The sequence below is a fragment of the Dyadobacter sp. SG02 genome (assembly GCF_900109045.1).
In the GTDB taxonomy this organism is placed as follows: Bacteria; Bacteroidota; Bacteroidia; order Cytophagales; family Spirosomataceae; genus Dyadobacter.
Map to the genome: position 1 here is coordinate 156,876 of NZ_FNYL01000012.1, position 16,857 is coordinate 173,732.

General features: G+C 51.6%; 14 protein-coding genes. 6 read left to right on the forward strand and 8 right to left on the reverse strand.

Features of this window, described 5'->3' with window-relative positions; translation table 11 throughout:
• Window positions 1–29: 29 nt before the first annotated feature.
• From rodA to BMW93_RS25545, 3 genes are all read right to left on the reverse strand, one after another.
• Window positions 30–1,313, reverse strand: a complete 1,284-nt coding sequence (gene rodA / locus BMW93_RS25535) for a rod shape-determining protein RodA (protein ID WP_090383057.1) — start codon at window positions 1,311–1,313, stop codon at window positions 30–32.
• A gap of 22 nt (window positions 1,314–1,335) precedes the next feature.
• Window positions 1,336–3,324 carry a penicillin-binding transpeptidase domain-containing protein gene (locus tag BMW93_RS25540; RefSeq protein WP_090383060.1) on the reverse strand — a complete coding sequence of 663 codons (1,989 nt, stop codon included), beginning with the start codon at window positions 3,322–3,324 and terminating at the stop codon, window positions 1,336–1,338.
• Window positions 3,325–3,445: 121 nt separating this feature from the next.
• Window positions 3,446–5,014: an NFACT RNA binding domain-containing protein gene (locus BMW93_RS25545; RefSeq protein ID WP_090383063.1), complete on the reverse strand. Its 1,569-nt coding sequence runs from the start codon at window positions 5,012–5,014 to the stop codon at window positions 3,446–3,448.
• A gap of 148 nt (window positions 5,015–5,162) precedes the next feature.
• On the opposite strand from BMW93_RS25545, the gene BMW93_RS25550 reads away from it, so the two are divergent.
• Window positions 5,163–5,381: a hypothetical protein gene (locus BMW93_RS25550; RefSeq protein WP_090383065.1), complete on the forward strand. Its 219-nt coding sequence runs from the start codon at window positions 5,163–5,165 to the stop codon at window positions 5,379–5,381.
• An 8-nt stretch (window positions 5,382–5,389) separates the two neighbouring features.
• Window positions 5,390–5,794: a putative toxin-antitoxin system toxin component, PIN family gene (locus BMW93_RS25555; protein WP_090383068.1), complete on the forward strand. Its 405-nt coding sequence runs from the start codon at window positions 5,390–5,392 to the stop codon at window positions 5,792–5,794.
• Window positions 5,795–5,885: 91 nt separating this feature from the next.
• Here BMW93_RS25555 and BMW93_RS25560 read toward each other — a convergent pair whose 3' ends face one another.
• From BMW93_RS25560 to BMW93_RS25575, 4 genes are all read right to left on the reverse strand, one after another.
• Window positions 5,886–7,460: a DHA2 family efflux MFS transporter permease subunit gene (locus BMW93_RS25560; RefSeq protein WP_090383070.1), complete on the reverse strand. Its 1,575-nt coding sequence runs from the start codon at window positions 7,458–7,460 to the stop codon at window positions 5,886–5,888.
• A 42-nt stretch (window positions 7,461–7,502) separates the two neighbouring features.
• Complete coding sequence (locus BMW93_RS25565; protein ID WP_090383073.1) at window positions 7,503–8,603, reverse strand: HlyD family secretion protein; 1,101 nt, start codon at window positions 8,601–8,603, stop codon at window positions 7,503–7,505.
• 103 nt (window positions 8,604–8,706) lie between these two features.
• Entirely contained in the window at window positions 8,707–10,047 is a 1,341-nt protein-coding gene (locus tag BMW93_RS25570; protein WP_229240801.1) for a TolC family protein, read from the reverse strand.
• Window positions 10,025–10,669 (reverse strand): TetR/AcrR family transcriptional regulator, encoded by a 645-nt coding sequence (locus tag BMW93_RS25575; RefSeq protein ID WP_090383078.1) that lies wholly within the window; start codon window positions 10,667–10,669, stop codon window positions 10,025–10,027. Before BMW93_RS25575 ends, BMW93_RS25570 begins: the two co-directional genes overlap by 23 nt.
• 248 nt (window positions 10,670–10,917) lie before the next feature.
• Here BMW93_RS25575 and BMW93_RS25580 point away from each other — a divergent pair, with 248 nt between their 5' ends.
• Both BMW93_RS25580 and BMW93_RS25585 read left to right on the forward strand, forming a co-directional pair.
• Window positions 10,918–12,675 carry a M12 family metallo-peptidase gene (locus BMW93_RS25580; protein ID WP_177194195.1) on the forward strand — a complete coding sequence of 586 codons (1,758 nt, stop codon included), beginning with the start codon at window positions 10,918–10,920 and terminating at the stop codon, window positions 12,673–12,675.
• A 47-nt stretch (window positions 12,676–12,722) separates the two neighbouring features.
• Window positions 12,723–14,096: a T9SS type A sorting domain-containing protein gene (locus BMW93_RS25585; RefSeq protein ID WP_090383083.1), complete on the forward strand. Its 1,374-nt coding sequence runs from the start codon at window positions 12,723–12,725 to the stop codon at window positions 14,094–14,096.
• 2 nt (window positions 14,097–14,098) lie between these two features.
• Here BMW93_RS25585 and ruvC read toward each other — a convergent pair whose 3' ends face one another.
• Window positions 14,099–14,683, reverse strand: a complete 585-nt coding sequence (gene ruvC / locus BMW93_RS25590) for a crossover junction endodeoxyribonuclease RuvC (RefSeq protein WP_090383085.1) — start codon at window positions 14,681–14,683, stop codon at window positions 14,099–14,101.
• Between ruvC and BMW93_RS25595 the strand changes: the two genes are divergently transcribed.
• Window positions 14,682–15,683, forward strand: a complete 1,002-nt coding sequence (locus BMW93_RS25595; RefSeq protein WP_090383087.1) for a lysylphosphatidylglycerol synthase transmembrane domain-containing protein — start codon at window positions 14,682–14,684, stop codon at window positions 15,681–15,683. The genes ruvC and BMW93_RS25595 overlap by 2 nt on opposite strands.
• On the forward strand, window positions 15,680–16,831 hold the full coding sequence (locus tag BMW93_RS25600; protein ID WP_090383304.1) for a glycosyltransferase: 1,152 nt from the start codon (window positions 15,680–15,682) through the stop codon (window positions 16,829–16,831). The genes BMW93_RS25595 and BMW93_RS25600 overlap by 4 nt, the downstream gene beginning before the upstream one ends.
• The last annotated feature ends 26 nt before the right edge of the window (window positions 16,832–16,857 follow it).

The window sequence follows — 16,857 nt, forward strand, 5'->3', positions numbered from 1 at the left end:
CAATCATTCAATCATTCAATCATTCAAAATCACCCCCTCGACAACGTAAACGGCCGCTGCGCGTCGATTTTCAGGAAGATGAACAAGAGTACCGAAAACGACCATAGCGACGAGCCGCCGTAGCTGAAAAACGGTAGCGGGATACCTATTACAGGCATCAGACCGATGGTCATACCGACATTGACGAGGAAGTGAAAGAAAATAATACCGGCCACACAGTAGCCGTATACCCTCGCAAAGCGGCTGCGCTGTCGCTCTGCGAGCACTACCAGCCGGGATATTAATGCTACAAAAAGGAACACGACGATGGCAGTACCCAGGAAGCCGTGCTCCTCTCCCACCGTACAGAAAATAAAGTCGGTACTCTGCTCGGGTACGAAGTCGAATTTGGTTTGGGTGCCCTGTAAAAAGCCTTTTCCGGTCATCCCGCCGGAGCCGATCGCGATTTTGGACTGGATCACGTTCCAACCAATGCCGCGCGGGTCGGAATCAGGGTCGAGCAGTACCATAATGCGGCCTCTCTGGTGCTTTTGAAGCACATTATTCATGAAGAAATCTACGCCGAACACGATCCCGATCATCACGCAGGCCACGATGATCGTGGCCCAAAGCCCGCCGCGGCGGCGGGTCATAACCGGCATCAGCCAGATCACCAGCCCGGCGATCACGATAATGGCCCCGGCAATGTACCATTTTACAAAAAGCAATGTGATGATCAGCAAAGCTGCGCCGATGATCCCGATCGCTGGAATGACGCCGGGCATCCCTTCGCGGTAAAGGACGATCGCAAAAGAGGCGAAAACCAGCATGGAACCCGTTTCATTCGACAAAAGGATCAGGAATGCAGGCAATGCAATGACCCCCATGATCGGGTAATAATCTTTCAATCTCCGGTTGAGGCTAATCGCGGGATCGCTCAGGTATTTGGAAATGGCAAGGCTGATGGCCAGCTTCGAAAACTCGGCCGGCTGCAACGAAAAACTGCCGAGCTTGATCCACGAGCGCGATCCGTTAATGTTCGACCCCGCAAAGAGCACCACGACCAGCAGGAATATGACTACCGCATATATCACGAAGGAAAATGTTTCGTAAAACTTGTAGTCGATCACCAAAATACAAATGATCAGCAATGCGGCCGTTCCGATCCACATCAGCTGCTTTCCGGCATTGTTCGAAAGGTCGAACATGCTCGTGTGGGCTTCCGGGTTATACACCGCGGCGTAAATGTTTAACCAGCCAATGATGAGGCAAGCGATATAAATCAGCACCACCATCCAGTCCACATTCTTGGTAATCGGCTTGCTTTCAGCCATTTCAATATCGGTTTGTATGTTCTTAAAGTGCTTTTGGCGTCTGCTTCGGCAAAGTTACAGGTCCCCTCATAGCCGCCGGGTTGGCCGGATGCGGTGTACCCGGCAAGCGGTTCGATGGGTCGTTCGGATCGCCGGTAGGCTTTTTTACCTCCTCTGTTTTCTTCTTCGTCTCCGCTTCGTCCGGCTTTTTCGTCGTCGGCAGCACCACCTTACTCATCAGGTCGAGCTTCATCATCCGCTCTTCAAGCGCTTTGTTGGTCACTTTGCGCGACAGATATTTCTCGACAATCAGGTTGGCGATAGGTGCCGCCGCCGAACCGCCCGCACCTGCATTCTCTACAAAAACGGCAATCGCTATTTTAGGATCATCCACAGGCGCAAACGCGATAAAAATCGAGTGGTCGTCCCCGCGCTTGTTCTGTGAAGTACCGGTTTTACCCGCAATCGTAATGCCTTCCACCCGGGAGCGCCGCGCCGTACCGGCCTCCACCGCCCCGATCATTCCCTCGATCACCGGCTCGAAATTGTGTGGTTCCACCCCGGTTTCGTGCCTCTCGAGAAATTCCGGCTTCACCGTTTTCTTGTCGCCGACGGCGTGGATCACGTGCGGCGTGTAGAAATACCCACGATTAGCGATAATGGCCGCCACATTAGCCATTTTCAAAGGCGTGATCAGCAACTCGCCTTCGCCGATACTGAGCGAGTAGATATTCGAGAATTTCCAGCGGTACTCGCCATAGAAGCGGTCGTAGTATTTTTTATTGGGCAAATTCCCTTTGTACTCACTCGGCAAATCGATCCCCAGCCGCTGCCCGATCCCGAACTTCGCGATATCGTCGTGCCAGGCATCCAGGCCCACAGCCGAGGCTTTGAAAGTGTTTTTGATATTGTTTTTATAGATCAGCCTTCTGAATACATTGTAAAAATAAGGGTTGCATGAATGCGTCACGCCGAGCGCCACTGTGCTCGTCGCGGGGTGATTATGGCATCCTACCGGGCAGTTGGCATGTGTAAAACCGCTTCCCGGCGTAATTACGCCCTCTTGCAAACCGATCAGCGCCTGGATCAGTTTGAATGTCGACCCCGGCCGGTAGCTCGCCATAACCGGCCTGTTGAACAGCGGCTTGTAAGGATTGCGCACCAATGCGGCGAAGTTTTTGGAAAAGTAGCGACTTGCCAGGATGTTCGGATCGTAAGTCGGGGCGGAAACCATCGAGATAATCTGCCCGGTCTTCGGTTCTATCGCCACCACACTGCCTACTTTGTTCACCATCAGGCTGTCGGCATACTGCTGCACTTCGAGGTCCAAACCGCTATAAAGGTTCTCGCCCGCAACGGCCATCGTATCGAGCTCCCCGTTTTTCCAGGGACCTTTGTAAACGCCCGCCACGTTCTGCATGACGAATTTCGTACCTCTTTTTCCCCTCAGCTCATCTTCATAAATGCGTTCCACGCCGCTCTGACCGATATAATCGCCCTGCCGGTAATAGGGTTCCTCCTGCTTTTCGAGCTGGCCTTTCGTGATCTCGCTCACATACCCGAGCGTGTTCGCAAGCGTCGGCGCCGTGTACGTGCGCAGGGAGCTTTTGGCAAACTCAAAACCCGAATAATCGACCATAATGTCCTGGATCGAGGCAAAATCCTCTTTCGAGAGCTGCCGCAAGAAAAGCGAGGGCTTCATGCGGCTATACGTACTGGCGGCATTCATCAGGCTGTCGAAATCGCGTCTTTCGATGCCTACTACCTGGCAAAAACGGAGCGTATCGTCCATTCTTACCTTAGAGGGCGTCACCAGCAGGTCATAAACGGGGGTATTATATACGATGAGCTTTCCATAGCGGTCGTAGATCTGGCCGCGGAAAGGGATTTCGGTAACACGTTTGATGGAATTGCTTGACGATTCGATGGAATAACTTTCATCCAGCACTTGTAGATAGAAAAGTCGCAGCAAGTATATGATCCCAACTAAAGCAAAAAAACCAATGATGACAAATCGACGACTTTCGAGCATTCTGCACTAAAAATTCCGGTTCTCAAATTTCACACGAAGTTCGCAATAGCAAAAGATTATTCAAAGGAGGTTTCAGGTTAATAAATAATAAAATCTTCATTTTTAGGACATTTCGCGCAACTCACTCGCCCTTAGCCACAACCATTACGATATCTTCCTTGTCGATCAGCACCAGGCCGTCAGGCAGGCCTTTCGGCTTTCGCACGAATTTTTTCGGCGTCACGATCACCGGGCAGAGCGAATCATTCTTGCGCTTCGAATAAAATGCCGCCAGTTCCGCTGCCCGCTCGATCACCGGCGCGGGGAATTTCCTGCCGGGCTGGTTTTTCACCACCACGTGCGAGCCGGTAACATCCTTCGCGTGAAGCCAGAGGTCTTCCTTATGCGCCTGTTTCGTGAGCAAATCGCTGTTTTTGGCATTCCGGCTGATGAGGATCGTGTAACCCATAAAATCGAGGCGCTTGAAAAGTTCGTCGATGGCCGGGCCCGCATTACCCTGTTCCAGTTTATGGGTTTTAATGTAAGCCCGCAAGTCCCGTAGCAATTCGATACTTTCAATATGCTCCAAATGATCCTGCAACTGTTTCCGGTCCGCCTCACGTGCGGCGAGGCTGTCGTTCAGCCGGTCGATCTCGATCTTCTCGTTTTTGGCTTTGCGGTAATAGCCCTCCGCATTACGTTGCGCGGAAAGGTCTTTTTTCAATTTAATGGTAATGAGCTGATCGCGGTAGAAATCATACAACTCGGCTTTCTCTGCCCGTTCCGGGATAATGTGCAGGTTGGCCATGATAATGTTGGCCAGCTCGTCATTTTTGGTCGCATTTTCCAGGTCGACGAGTTTTTGGAAGGTATTTTCGAGGTAATTATCCGTCTGCTGAATGCGCTTTTTGAGCAACCTTACAATATCCGCCTTCTCCTTATCCAGCCCGCTCAACCGGATGTAGGCGAGATAGAATGCATTTAATGCTTCGATAGGGTCATGCAAAACCTGCGCTACTTCTCCCGTTTCAAAAAGGGTTAATGCAGGGATATTTTCAATTCTGGTAATGTAGAAAACCGACGATTCAAATTCCCTCAAAACCTCCTGCACAATGGCCCAGCGCTCGGCCAGATCCTCCCTACCCTCCAACTTACCCGAAAGGTATTTGTTCGCGACTTTCCCAAACGTCGGGAAAAGCGGCTCGAAACGCCCATTATTCGCTACAAACGCCTCCCACGACTGATCGATCCCGCGGTTCAGGGATGCCACCGTCAGGTTCCGGTCGGTGGCAAGTTTGTTATTAAAAAGCTGTGTAACCTCGCCTTCCGCATTTACCGCAATGAAATTGGAGCGGTTTCCGAATAGCTTGAATATCAAATCCCTGCCGCTCTCAAAACGCACCTGAAGAGCCCGCTCGTTGTCACAAACCTTCAAAAAACCAACCATATCCCCTTCGAAATCGTTGAAAAGGTTCACACTATTCCTCCGGGCGCGGTCGAAGCGTTCGGGGAAGCTCAGGCAGGAGAAACTGTTGGTTAATGTGGCTTTGATGAAGAATGGTTTTATCAACTCCTCGTCGTGATCCTCCTCTGCGAAAACGATGATGAGCTCGTCCTTCTGCTGGCTGAATGCCTCCACAAAGCGCTTTCCAGCCAGTTCGGAATGCAGGCGCGGAGCGAGTTGTTTCAGGAAATGGTAATTCTGGTGCACTATTTTACTTGAATGTATTCGGGCAAATGTAGGGAGAAATGGAGGAACGAAGGATCATTAATAACAACCCTTCAAGAGTTTTTGCCTTAATGAGAACAAAGTATTACTAAAACCTTGTTAAGTTGTACCAACATTACCAGGCAGAAAAATGGAACAGACTACTAAACTCAATTCCATGCAGTTGTTCATGATCAGACTATTTGAAAAACAACTGAATGCTAGACAGGAAGAGGAAATCAAAGAACTGCTGACGGATTATTTCGCGAAGCAGATCGATCAGGAAATGGAGCAGATCTGGGCAGAAAAAGGGCTCACACAGGAAGATTTGAACCAGGCACTCGAAGAGCATAAGCGCACACATTATTGAAACCATGAATGATTTTAGTCATCGACACTAACTGCCTACTGGTCAGTATCCCAAAACAATCCGAGACACGTTGGCTGTTCGATGCTTTACGTGAAGGCAAATTTCAATTTGCGATTACCACTGAAATTCTGGGTGAATACGAAGAAGTATTTGGTGAGTTCTATGCTCCTACACTTGCAGCCAATGTTGTTGACTTACTAGCCACTGCCCGAAACAGTATTTGGGTTACCCCACATTACCGGTGGAACCTCATTCTGGATCAGGACGATAATAAATTCGTTGATTGCGCAATTAGTTGTCGGGCGGATTATATCGTTACGCATGACAGGCATTTCAATGTACTTTTAGAAATTCCGTTTCCTAAGGTCAATATTTTAACGATGCCAAAATTAAAGGCAATGCTTGGGCTTTGATTTTCAAAGCCTGAGCCTCAAACCACCAAAACAAGAGAAGCCCCCCGACTCCGGGAGGCTTCTTCTGCAATACTACTACACTTAAAAAACACTAGTGCACGGACGAAGCGTCGACTTTTGTTTTGCCGCTCCGCGTCCATAACACAAAGGGAACACAAATCAAAAACATCACACCCAGGTAGAGGAACACATCCATGTACGACATTACCTGCGCTTGTTTGGACACGGTGTAGTCCAGTATCTTGTAGCCGCTGTTCAGCGCCACGTCGGGCGTCATACCTTTGGCCATAAAGCTGTGTTGCAAACCTTCAACGCGCTGCTGCACAACGGGGTTGTTAACATCCAGCTTGGTCACGAGGTCGTTGCGGTGCGACATATTCTGGCGTGCGATAAAGGTCGTGATCACCGCCACACCGAACGAGCCGCCGAGCTGCCGCATCATACCCGTGAAGGCAGCGCCCTCTCCGATCTCACGGCCTTTCAATGTCGATAATGCAAGGGTGGTGATAGGCACAAAAAGCAGCCCCAGACCAATACCGCGCACGATCAGCATGCTGAAAAATGCGTCCTTACCCGTGTCGGGTGTCAATATCAGGTAACCCCAGTAACTATACACAAAGAAGAATACCATCCCGATGGCTACAAGGTACTGCTGTTTCACGCCGCGTTGCAGCAATTGGCCCACGACAGGCATCATCATAGCGGTCACAATTGCGGCGGGGACCATGAGCATACCCGATTGGGTCGCCGTCCAGCCTAATGTCGCCTGGGTGTAAAGCGGGATGATGAATGTCGAGCCGTACAAGCCGAAGCCGAGGATGAACGAAAGTATGGTTCCGACCCGCAGGTTTCCATTGCCCAACACCCGCAGGTTTACGATCGGGTTCTTGTAAGTCCATTCCCTCCAGATGAAGAAGAAGAATGAAAAAACAGAAGTTACGGAAAGGATCGTGATGATCTCGTCATTGAACCAGTCTTCTTCCTGCCCTTTTTCCAACACATATTGCAGCGAACCGACGGCCACGGCAAGGAAAATAATGCCCCACCAGTCGATTTCGTTGGCTGCCTTTTTATTAGCGAATTTCGGGCTTCTTACAAATTCCATCGTCAGCATCGCGGCGATAATACCCAGCGGGATATTGATGTAGAAAATGTAAGGCCAGCTGTAATTATCTACGATATAACCACCCAGCGGCGGGCCTAATGTAGGGCCTACGATCACACCCAGGCCGTAAATGGCCTGTGCGATGCCCCGTTTTTCGGGTGGGTAACTTTCGGTGATCAGCGTTTGCGCCGTTACCAGCAACGCACCGCCACCAAAACCTTGTATCAATCTGAAAAACACCAGCTCCCAGATATTATCGGCATTACCGCAGAGGAATGAGGCAACCGTAAATATGATGATCGAAGCGGCGAAGTAGTTGCGGCGGCCGAACTGCTGCGAAAGCCAGCTGGTCATCGGCACGATGATCACGTTACCGATCGCGTAGGCGGTAATCACCCAGCTCACCTCCGACAACGTGCCGCCCAGGTTTCCGCGCATGTCGTTGAGCGCCACGTTCACGATCGTGGTATCCACGATTTCCAGCAGCGCACACAATACAGCCGTGATGGTAATAATTACCCTGCGGTAGCCGTATTCGACGAGTGATTCCTGTAATTCCATTGGTTATTTGGTTTTTAGAATCTAAAATTCCGTTCGGGCACGTTAGTTCAGCTCCACATCCACGAACACGTTCATGCCCGGGCGCAGCTGCGCGATTTTTTCGTCGTCCGCTTTGGTAAATTCGATGCGTACCGGCAGTCGTTGTACCACTTTCACAAAGTTACCGCTCGCGTTATCAGGAGGCAGCAGGGCAAAGCGGGCACCTGTGGCAGGCGAGAATGATGCTACCTGCGCTTCGAATTCGTGTTCGGGGTAAGCGTCCACATGGATTTTCACATGCTGTCCCAATTTCATTTTAGTCAGCTGTGTTTCCTTGAAGTTCGCGGTAACCCATGGTTTGTGGGTCGAGATAATGCTGAACAACGACTGTCCGGCTTGCAGGTATTGGCCGAGTTGCGCATTCACTTTAGATACGCGACCGTCGGTAGGCGCGGTGATCACGGTGTATGATAAGTTCAGCTCCGCATTCGCGATTTCCGCCTGGCGCACCTTGATATTCGCATTCGCGACGGCCGATTGCACCGAAGTAGCCCTGGTTTGACGACCGGCTGCTTTCGCCTGACGTTCGGCAGCACCTTTCTGGGCTTCCAGCACCGCCAATGCGCGTTCCGCTTTTTGTTTGGTCGCTTGCGCCTGTTCAAATTCCTGCTGGGTGATCGAATGGTCCTTGATCAGGTTTTCGTAACGTGCGAAATCCTGGTTGGCGCGCCATACATTCACTTTCGCCTCTTCGATCTGCGCTGCTACCACTGCAATATTTGCTTCGTAAGTAATGCCGCTCGCCGCCGACGCATTAGTAGTTTCGTGTGCCACGGTCAGGCTGCCTTCCGAGCCCAAAAGGCCCGCTTTGGCTTGTTCCAGTTTAATGATCTGGTCGCGGTTATCGAGTACGATCAGCGTATCGCCCTTTTTCACGGTCTGGTTATCTTTCACGCGGATTTCGGTAACATAACCTGAAATTCTGGGGATTACCGGGCTGATGTCCGAGTCGATCTGCGCATCGTCGGTTTCTTCGTGGTGTTGTCCGTGGTTGTATTTGGTAAAACCCCAGGTACCGCCGCCAATGATCAGCACGGCCAGGATAATGAGGAAGCGGCTATTTTTCTTTTTAGGTGCTTCTTCGGTGGTGTTTTTGGTTTCCATATTCAATTGTGAATGACTGACCGGGTCGCCGGTCCGATGATTAAATGACTGAATAGTTCGAAGCTGTGCTTCTGGCGGCCTGTTGTCAGGCCTCCCGGCGTATTTAGTTGATGACGCCGGCTGTTTGTTCTAATTTTTTATATGCGACCACTGCGTCGGCTTTCGCCGCTTCGTAATCGATGCGCGATTGTACCTGCGCCACGTCGGCGTCGAGCAGTTCCGTGGTCGTCACCAAACTGTTGTCGTATTTATTTTTAGTAATGCGATAGTTTTCATTGGCTTGTTCCACGGCTTTCGCATACACATCGATCTTCCTTTTGCTCAGCACGTAGTTGTAATAGGCCGTGTTCACTTCGACGTGGATTTTGTCGAGAATGATCTGCTCATTGGTTTTCAATTGATAGGCCTTCGTGCGGGCTTCGGCGATTTTTGCGTGAGATTTCCAGAGCGATGCTACATCATATTTAAATCCGATACCTGCATTTACCGCATTAGGAACCGTCACTACGCCCGGGATATTCAATGCGACATAGCCGGCTGAAAGTGCCACACTTGGATACAAATCCGCTTTTGCTACTTTGATATCGCTGTCGGCCGCCTTCTGACGGATGCCGTTCGCTGCGAAGTCTTTGCGGTGCGAGAGGGCTGTTTGTTCCCACTCAGCCGCGTTGCCTTCTTCTTTCAATGCGGCAAAGCTGTCGGTGTCGGCTTCGAGCACGGTTTCTTCGGGCAAGCCAAGCAACAGGTTCATATTAATGGTAGTGATTTTCAGATCGTTCTGCGCATTCAGCAATGCCAGTTCCACGTTCGATTCCTGCAATTTGGCTTTCATCAGGTCGTTGCGGGCGAGCATTCCGTTTTTCTCGCGGTTGGTAAACTCCTGTACCCGCTCGCGCTCGCTCGTGAGGTTTTCAGTCACCAGGTCAACGGCCTTTTTAGCTTTGTAAAGGTTACCATAAGCAGCGACGGTATTCTGGATCACGGCTTCACGGTCGGCGTCGGCATCGAGTTTCACGGCTTGCTCCACATATTTGGCCGATTCGAGACCGTATTTGAAACGAAAACCCGAAAACAGCGGCAGCGAAGCGCTCGCCATTCCGTACATGGCCTGGTGTACATTCGGCATGCCGCCCGAGTTACCGGTGCTGTCGTTGCCTTCTTGTTTGATTTTCAGGTTGACATTGGGCGAGTTCACGCGCAGATAGGAACCCGAAACGCTCAGGCTCGGCAACTGGTTTTCTTTGATCTGACGGATACCCAGCCCCGCGAGATCGATATTGCTTTGGCTCAGTTTCAGCTGCTTGCTGTTTTGCAGGCTCATGGCAATGGCCTCTTCCAGCTTGATCGTGCGTGCGCTTTGTGCGTACGAATGGCCGGTCACGGTAATCCAGATGATCCCGGTTGCCAGACAAACCATTCTTTTAATTCTGGATGTGGTGTTCATTGGTTATTGTTGATTTGAATAAGTTCTTAAGATGATGGCTCAGCTCACCGCGCAGGTGCTGCTGAAATTCCTCGTCGTTCAGGTGGTCGAGTTCATTTAACTTTTTGTAAAAATCCTTGGAAGCGATGGCGTAGTTGACGGTACCGTACAACGTCGTGGTCATCAGGCTCACATTGATGTCCTTCCGGAACTCGCCTGCCTCCTGGCCTTCATGGATCATCCTTTTGATCAGTTCCAGGTTCCGCAACTTCAATCCGCGGATATATTCGGTAATGATCGGCGTCCGTTCCGACGACAGCTGCTCACGCAACATGATGTTGTGGAAGCATTGGTTGCCCATCAGACGGTCGATCACGCTGTCGATAAAAACATTGAATTTTTGGAGCGCCGAAAGCTCGCTGGTCATCACCAGTGTTTCGAGCCGCGTGCTCGACTCCGTCATGCGTAGCTGGAAAAGCGCCTCGATCAGCTTTTCCTTCGAACCGAAATAGTAGGATATCATCGAGACGTTCACATCCGCTTCCTGTGCAATATCCCTCACCGAAGTTCCGGCAAAACCTTTCTGTGAAAACAGCCGCTCCGCCACTTCTATTATCTGCAATTGTTTCGCGTTGTATTCCATGTAAGTAGCTCACTAGCAGGGGTTCTTTTCTTCTTTTTGCTAATGACAATACAAAGGTAACCGGCTTTAAATTAAAAATCAAACGATCGTTTGAAATAGTTAAACAAACGTTTGATTCGCAAAAGCAAATATTGGATTAATACCATTAAAAATTTTTAATGCCAAGATTAAAACCGGTGCAACTATCAGGGACGCTTTCCTTGTCTAAGACCGAGAAACCGACTGGTTACATATTTTCAAACCTATCTATGAAAGCAAATTCTACATTCAAGTCTCTCATAATCATAATATTAATCAACCTATCCCTAAATCTGTCAGCACAGCAAGCCGCACCATCCTGCGGGACCAGCGACTCCCTTACCACTGTTTACCTCGAAAAAATAAGCAAACAAATAGACCTCACGCGGGCGCGTACCAGCAACGGCCCTTTGCTTGAATACCGGCTGGGCGTGGATATCAACCATCAGACTTACCTCGATTATGGCGGGGACATTGGGCTGATCCGTCGCAGGGTTTATGAAATATTCAGGGAAGCGTCGGCGATTTTTGAGGAGGAGATGAACATCAAACTGACGGTTTACCACATTCATATCTGGGATAAGCCCGAGCCTTACGCATTAGCCACGTACATGGATTATTTTTCCAATGTAATGAACTACTGGGATGCGGCACGCCCGGAGGTCCGGGACGCCGTAGTGGGAATGTCAAACCGGTACGGTACTTTTCTCGGCGGGAACCGCATGCTAACCTCCAACTTTCCGGCGCCGGGCCAGGATTTTTCCGTAAGCGTGCTGTGCCACGAACTTGGGCACACGCTGGGCTCACCGCATACACACAATTGTTTTTGGCCGGGAGGCCCGATCGACCGCTGCTATGCACTGGAAGGCACTTCGGAAAATTGCAGCCAGGGCTTTATGGAAGAGCCGAACGGCACCATCATGTCGTATTGCCTGGGCGAAATGACTTTTCACCCGCTTTGCAGAAACCTGATGCGGAGTTTTGCAGAAGGGACTGTCAACCCGTCGTTCAAACTGCTGGCGCTGGAAGAAAAACCCGCCGCGCCAGGCCCTATCTCGCGGCTCGCGGGTGAGTCGGGTTCGACTGCAATTCCGGCATTTGAATGGTACCCGTCTGCAAGGGCCAGCCGTTATCGCGTTCAGATCGCCTCCGATGCCGATTTTAAGGGCATTACGGACGATACGCTGGTATTGCAGCCTTTCTTTCGCTCCCCGGGGCTGAATGCGGGTAGTTATTTTGTGCGGTACCAGGCACAGAATGCCACATCTTCCGCCGAATGGTCGCAGCCACTTGCGTTCAGGGTTGAAGACTCCGGCACGAACAGCGCGCCACCGGTCATTTTATCGGTCGCATTGGACCAGGCGGGCAATATAGTCGGGTCATTCAGGCTATTGTCGGGCATTACGGCTTACGAGGTCCGTACATCCGAGCAGTGGCGCGATCCCGAGGAAACTTTCAACTTAACGCCGAAAGGGAAACCGATCGAAACGTTCTCCATACAGCCCAATCTACCTGTGCTCCTGAGAATCAAATTCAGATACAGGGTACTCCGGAACAATCAATGGAGTGACTGGTCGGACGCCTTGAACGTGTTCACCATTCCGGGTTCAATCCCTTTTCGGAGCAATCCCGTAATGTCTACCGATCCGATTCTCGCCGTCCGCCAATGGACGCCGGCCCCCATGGCAGGGCCGGTGTCCGGTACCTTGCAGATCGCCACCGATCCGGGATTCAAAAACCTGGTCGTCGACGAGCTGTTTACCCATACCAATGCGCCGAACAACGGCCTATTCGACAAAAAACTCCTGTTTCCCGAGCTGGCGGAAAACACCTCCTATTACTTGCGTTCGAACATCGGATTAAAAACGGGCTTTCAATCGACCTGGGCCACCGGTCGACTCAACACAGGTATAAAAGATACCCGATTCACCTACCTGGGCATTCCACATCCGCCTTACTCAATGCACGCGGCTCCGGCAGTTACATAAGGACCGTCAGGTTACTTACATCACAGGAAAAGCTGTTCGTTGCCAGTGTGTCGGCCGGCTATTACGAAACCACCGACCTGGAAAACTGGACGCCTTTTTTGCCCTCCACTACGAATGGCAAGAGCCCGGAAAGAGTAACCGCCATTGCAGCCACTCCCGATGGAACGACTTACACAATCGACGGCCTGGCCGGAATGGTCAAGAAGACAGGCAACGAATTCACCCAGCTACCCATTCCGCCGCTTCAAGGAATAAGCGGCATGGAAGATCTGATAACCACCAAGGCCGCCGGCTTGTTTTATCTGAATTTTTCCGCCGGCGTCACGCAGTTTTTGAACGGGAAGTGGATTTCCCACAATAGTGCACTACAAGATCGCAGGCTTCTTTGCCTCGCTAAGGACAACAAAGAGAGGATTTGGACAATTACTGATAACGGAGCGGTCTGGTGTTTCGAAAATAACCAGTGGACATCCCAGCCACATATACCTTTCTGGAATGAGCTTGTCGGCATGGCATTTGACAAGGACGACAATGCGTATGCCTATGGCAACTGGGGTGTGGTATTACTAAACCGGAGCAAAGGTGAATGGGAAGTAGTCCGCCCGTTGTTTGACAAAAGCATTCAGAAGATCATTTTCGACGAGCAAAACCGGATGTGGCTGGTCATGTACCGCTGGCCGGTAGTTGCGGGTGACGACTTTCCCCAATTTGGATTGCTCCGCTACGCCAACGGCAAGGTAAATGCTTACACCGAAGGCCTGAACTTCCTCCGCGAACCTTTCGACATCGAGTTTTTTAAAGACCAACTCCTTGTACTGACCACCGGCGGCGAGCTCCACACCTTCAACGAACGCCAGATCCTCACTTTTGAACCGGAAGCGACCTATCCTACGGGAGCGCCGATCACCGTGAAGCTGAGCACCAATTCGGCATTTGACCCGGACAACCGCGTCGCCATCCAGCTGAACAACCAAACTACCGGCGCCCGCATTACCATTCATCAGACAACGGTAAACGGCCATTCAGTTACTTTCGCACTGCCTGATACGCTCCGTGGCGGCCAATATACCATCAACCTCCTCACGACCGCACCTGAAATTATGAGCAATGAAAGCCGCCCATTCCGCGTCGCGCCGAATGGCTCGCCCATCAACGAACAGCCGAATGAAGTGGTATTGCTGCAAAACATCCCGAACCCGGCGACGGGCCCGACCGAGATTGCATTTTACCTCCCGCAAGCAGCCGGGGCGCGGTTGGATCTGTTCAACGATCGCGGGCAATTTTTAAAGCAGCTTGGGAATGCGGCGTTTCCGAGGGGATGGAATTTTGTCCAGACCGATCTTACCAGCCTGCGATCCGGTGTGTACGTGTACCGGCTCACGACGGGCGACGTGGTCAAATCGTTGAAATTAATTCACTGATATTACTTCACCCGGCCGGGATTCTCGCTCACAAACGCGCCCCAGCCACCTTTTTTGGCCTTTTTAGCGCCGCCGGACGCCGCAGCGGCCGGTGAGTTGGCATGGTACTGATGGCAGATCGCGATGGCGATGCCGTCGGTAGCGTCCATAAACTCACGGCTGAGCTCCATTTTCAGGATCTTTTCGAGCATGTAGGCGACCTGCTCTTTGGAGGCATTGCCGCTACCCGTGACAGATTGTTTTACTTTTTTAGGGGAATACTCGACGATGGGAATGTTACGGGCCAGCGCAGCGGCCATGGCTACCCCCTGCGCACGGCCGAGTTTGAGCATGGATTGTGCGTTTTTGCCGTAAAAAGGGTCTTCAATGGCCATTTCGTCGGGCAGGTAATCCTCGATGAGCTGCGTCAGGCGTTCAAAGATTTTCTTCAACTTCAACTCGTGCGTACTATATTTGCTCAAATGAATCACACCATATTGAACCAGCGAAATCTGCTGTCCTTTGACCGAAATCACCCCGTAACCCATCACCTGCGTGCCGGGATCGACCCCAATAATGACCTTTTCCGAAACCTCCGTTTTTAACATGGTGCAAGATAAGGAACTCTCCCCGCCAAAGCCAAAAAGCAACCAGGCAAAGCTGCTATGGGTGATCAAACTCGTGGTGACGGGGCTCGTGCTGAGTTACATTTACCGCACCTTCCGGAACGAGCAAAAGGGGATTGGCGATATTGGAAACGTGTTTGGGGAGATATGGTCGGCGCAAAATGTGCCGGTTTTCGTCCTGATGGTCTTGCTCGTGCCGGTGAACTGGGCGCTGGAAAGTCTCAAATGGCAGAAGCTCATTTCGCGCATTATGCCGCTATCGTTCCGCGATGCATTGCGCGGTACCCTCACGGGCCTGGCTGTGGGCGTGGCTGTACCCGCGCAACTGGGCGATACGCTCGGGCGCGTGGCGGCATTGCGATCAGATCGCCGGTTGGAAGCGATCGGCGCGGCGCTCATTTCGAATGGAATCCAGTTTTATGTATCGGTGCTCGCGGGCGCCTGCGGGTGGATTTATCTGAATCACCAGCTCGCCATTCCCGACACGGCCCGATTGGCAGTCAACAGCATTCTACTCCTGATTATTTTCCTGGGCCCGGCATTGCTGTCATTCAGGAAGCAAATCGATACCTGGGAGCCATCGCGCGGATTTTTTGTTAAAATAAAGGAGTATTTAAATGTAATAGGCCGCTACGCGCCTGCCGAGCTGGCTACCGGTATCGGCTACGGACTGTTGCGTTACGTCGTTTTTCTATCCCAATTTGTGCTTGCATTGTCGCTGTTTCACTTTCCGGTGAGCGTCTGGCAGCTGGCAGCTTGCGTTACATTGATTTTTTTAGCCAAAACACTCATACCAGCCATCAACGTGCTGGGCGACCTCGGTTTACGCGAATTCACGGCCCTCGTAGTATTCGCCCCATTCAAACTGCCCGCCGAGCAGATCATCGCCGCCACTTTCCTGATATGGATATTGAACGTCCTCGGCCCGATCCTCGTGGGCATCTTCCTGATCTGGAAATATAAATGGAAGAAATCGAGATGAGCGGCGTGGCATTTACCTCGTGGGTCGCTGCGGCGATCTGGACATTGCTGGGCAGCTATGCGGTTTTTACTTTGGGGTTAACTTTCCTGTGGTCCAGGCTCCGCAAGCCTGCGGCGGCAAGCATTCCCGAAGATTTTTTGATAACCGTCATCATACCGGTGCGGAACGAGGCCGATAATATTCTTGCCTTGCTGGAAGATCTCCACAGGCAAAGTTTGCCCTTTACCCACTTTGAAGTGCTGGTCATGGACGACAGCTCCACCGACGACACCGCCGCGATCGTGGGCGCATTTGCCAGAGGTTCGAAGGCGCGGATAAAACTCATTCCCCTACCCGATGTACGCACTTCCGCGCCCAAAAAGCGGGCGATCGAAACGGCCATGACTCATGCGCAGGGCAAGCTCATCGTCACGACCGACGGCGACTGTCGCGCGCAGCCGGGCTGGCTGCACGCGATCGCATCGTGCTACATGTATACGCACGCGAAACTCATCAGTTCCCCGGTCACATTTACCGACGAAACCAGCCTCACCGACCATTTACAAACCGTCGAATTCGCGAGCCTGATCGGCAGCGGGGCGGCTTCGATGTCGGCAGGTTACCCGTCTATGTGCAACGGTGCAAATCTGGCTTATGAAAAAGAGGCTTTCCTGGAAGTGAATGGCTACGACGGGGTCCGGCATATTGCTTCGGGCGACGACGAATTCCTCATGCACAAGATCGCTGCGCGGTATCCGGGCTCGGTACATTTCCTCCGCCACCGGGAGGCGATCATCCGCACCGCGCCGCACCGGAACTGGGCCAGCTTTTACAGGCAGCGCAAGCGTTGGGCCAGCAAATGGAAGCACTATCAAAGCAAAACACCCCTGGTACTGGCCGTTTACATATTTGCGAGCAACTTTTCGGTACTGCTTGCGGCGGGATTTGCATTGACGGGAGCCATTTCCGCACCTGTATTTTGGGGAATGCTCGCGTTAAAATGCGTTCCCGAATGGTTTTTCCTGGGTTCCGTGCTCCGTTTTTTACAAAAAAGAAGTTCGCTCGCGTTCATCCCGGTCACCCAACTGTTCTACCCGCTATACGTTTGCTTCTTCGGATTGGCCGCGCAGAATGGTCAGTACGAATGGAAAGGTCGGAAACTTTCGTGAAACAGACTGGGCGCGGCCAGGCGCGG

Coding starts and splice junctions, on each gene's coding strand:
- ruvC (WP_090383085.1), bottom strand. CDS start 14,683: ATGTTAAAAACGGAGGTTTCGGAAAAGGTCATTATTGGGGTCGATCCC.
- BMW93_RS25595 (WP_090383087.1), top strand. CDS start 14,682: ATGGTGCAAGATAAGGAACTCTCCCCGCCAAAGCCAAAAAGCAACCAG.
- BMW93_RS25560 (WP_090383070.1), bottom strand. CDS start 7,460: ATGGAATTACAGGAATCACTCGTCGAATACGGCTACCGCAGGGTAATT.
- BMW93_RS25575 (WP_090383078.1), bottom strand. CDS start 10,669: ATGGAATACAACGCGAAACAATTGCAGATAATAGAAGTGGCGGAGCGG.
- BMW93_RS25540 (WP_090383060.1), bottom strand. CDS start 3,324: ATGCTCGAAAGTCGTCGATTTGTCATCATTGGTTTTTTTGCTTTAGTT.
- BMW93_RS25600 (WP_090383304.1), top strand. CDS start 15,680: ATGAGCGGCGTGGCATTTACCTCGTGGGTCGCTGCGGCGATCTGGACA.
- BMW93_RS25555 (WP_090383068.1), top strand. CDS start 5,390: ATGATTTTAGTCATCGACACTAACTGCCTACTGGTCAGTATCCCAAAA.
- BMW93_RS25580 (WP_177194195.1), top strand. CDS start 10,918: ATGAAAGCAAATTCTACATTCAAGTCTCTCATAATCATAATATTAATC.
- BMW93_RS25565 (WP_090383073.1), bottom strand. CDS start 8,603: ATGGAAACCAAAAACACCACCGAAGAAGCACCTAAAAAGAAAAATAGC.
- BMW93_RS25550 (WP_090383065.1), top strand. CDS start 5,163: ATGGAACAGACTACTAAACTCAATTCCATGCAGTTGTTCATGATCAGA.
- BMW93_RS25570 (WP_229240801.1), bottom strand. CDS start 10,047: ATGAACACCACATCCAGAATTAAAAGAATGGTTTGTCTGGCAACCGGG.
- rodA (WP_090383057.1), bottom strand. CDS start 1,313: ATGGCTGAAAGCAAGCCGATTACCAAGAATGTGGACTGGATGGTGGTG.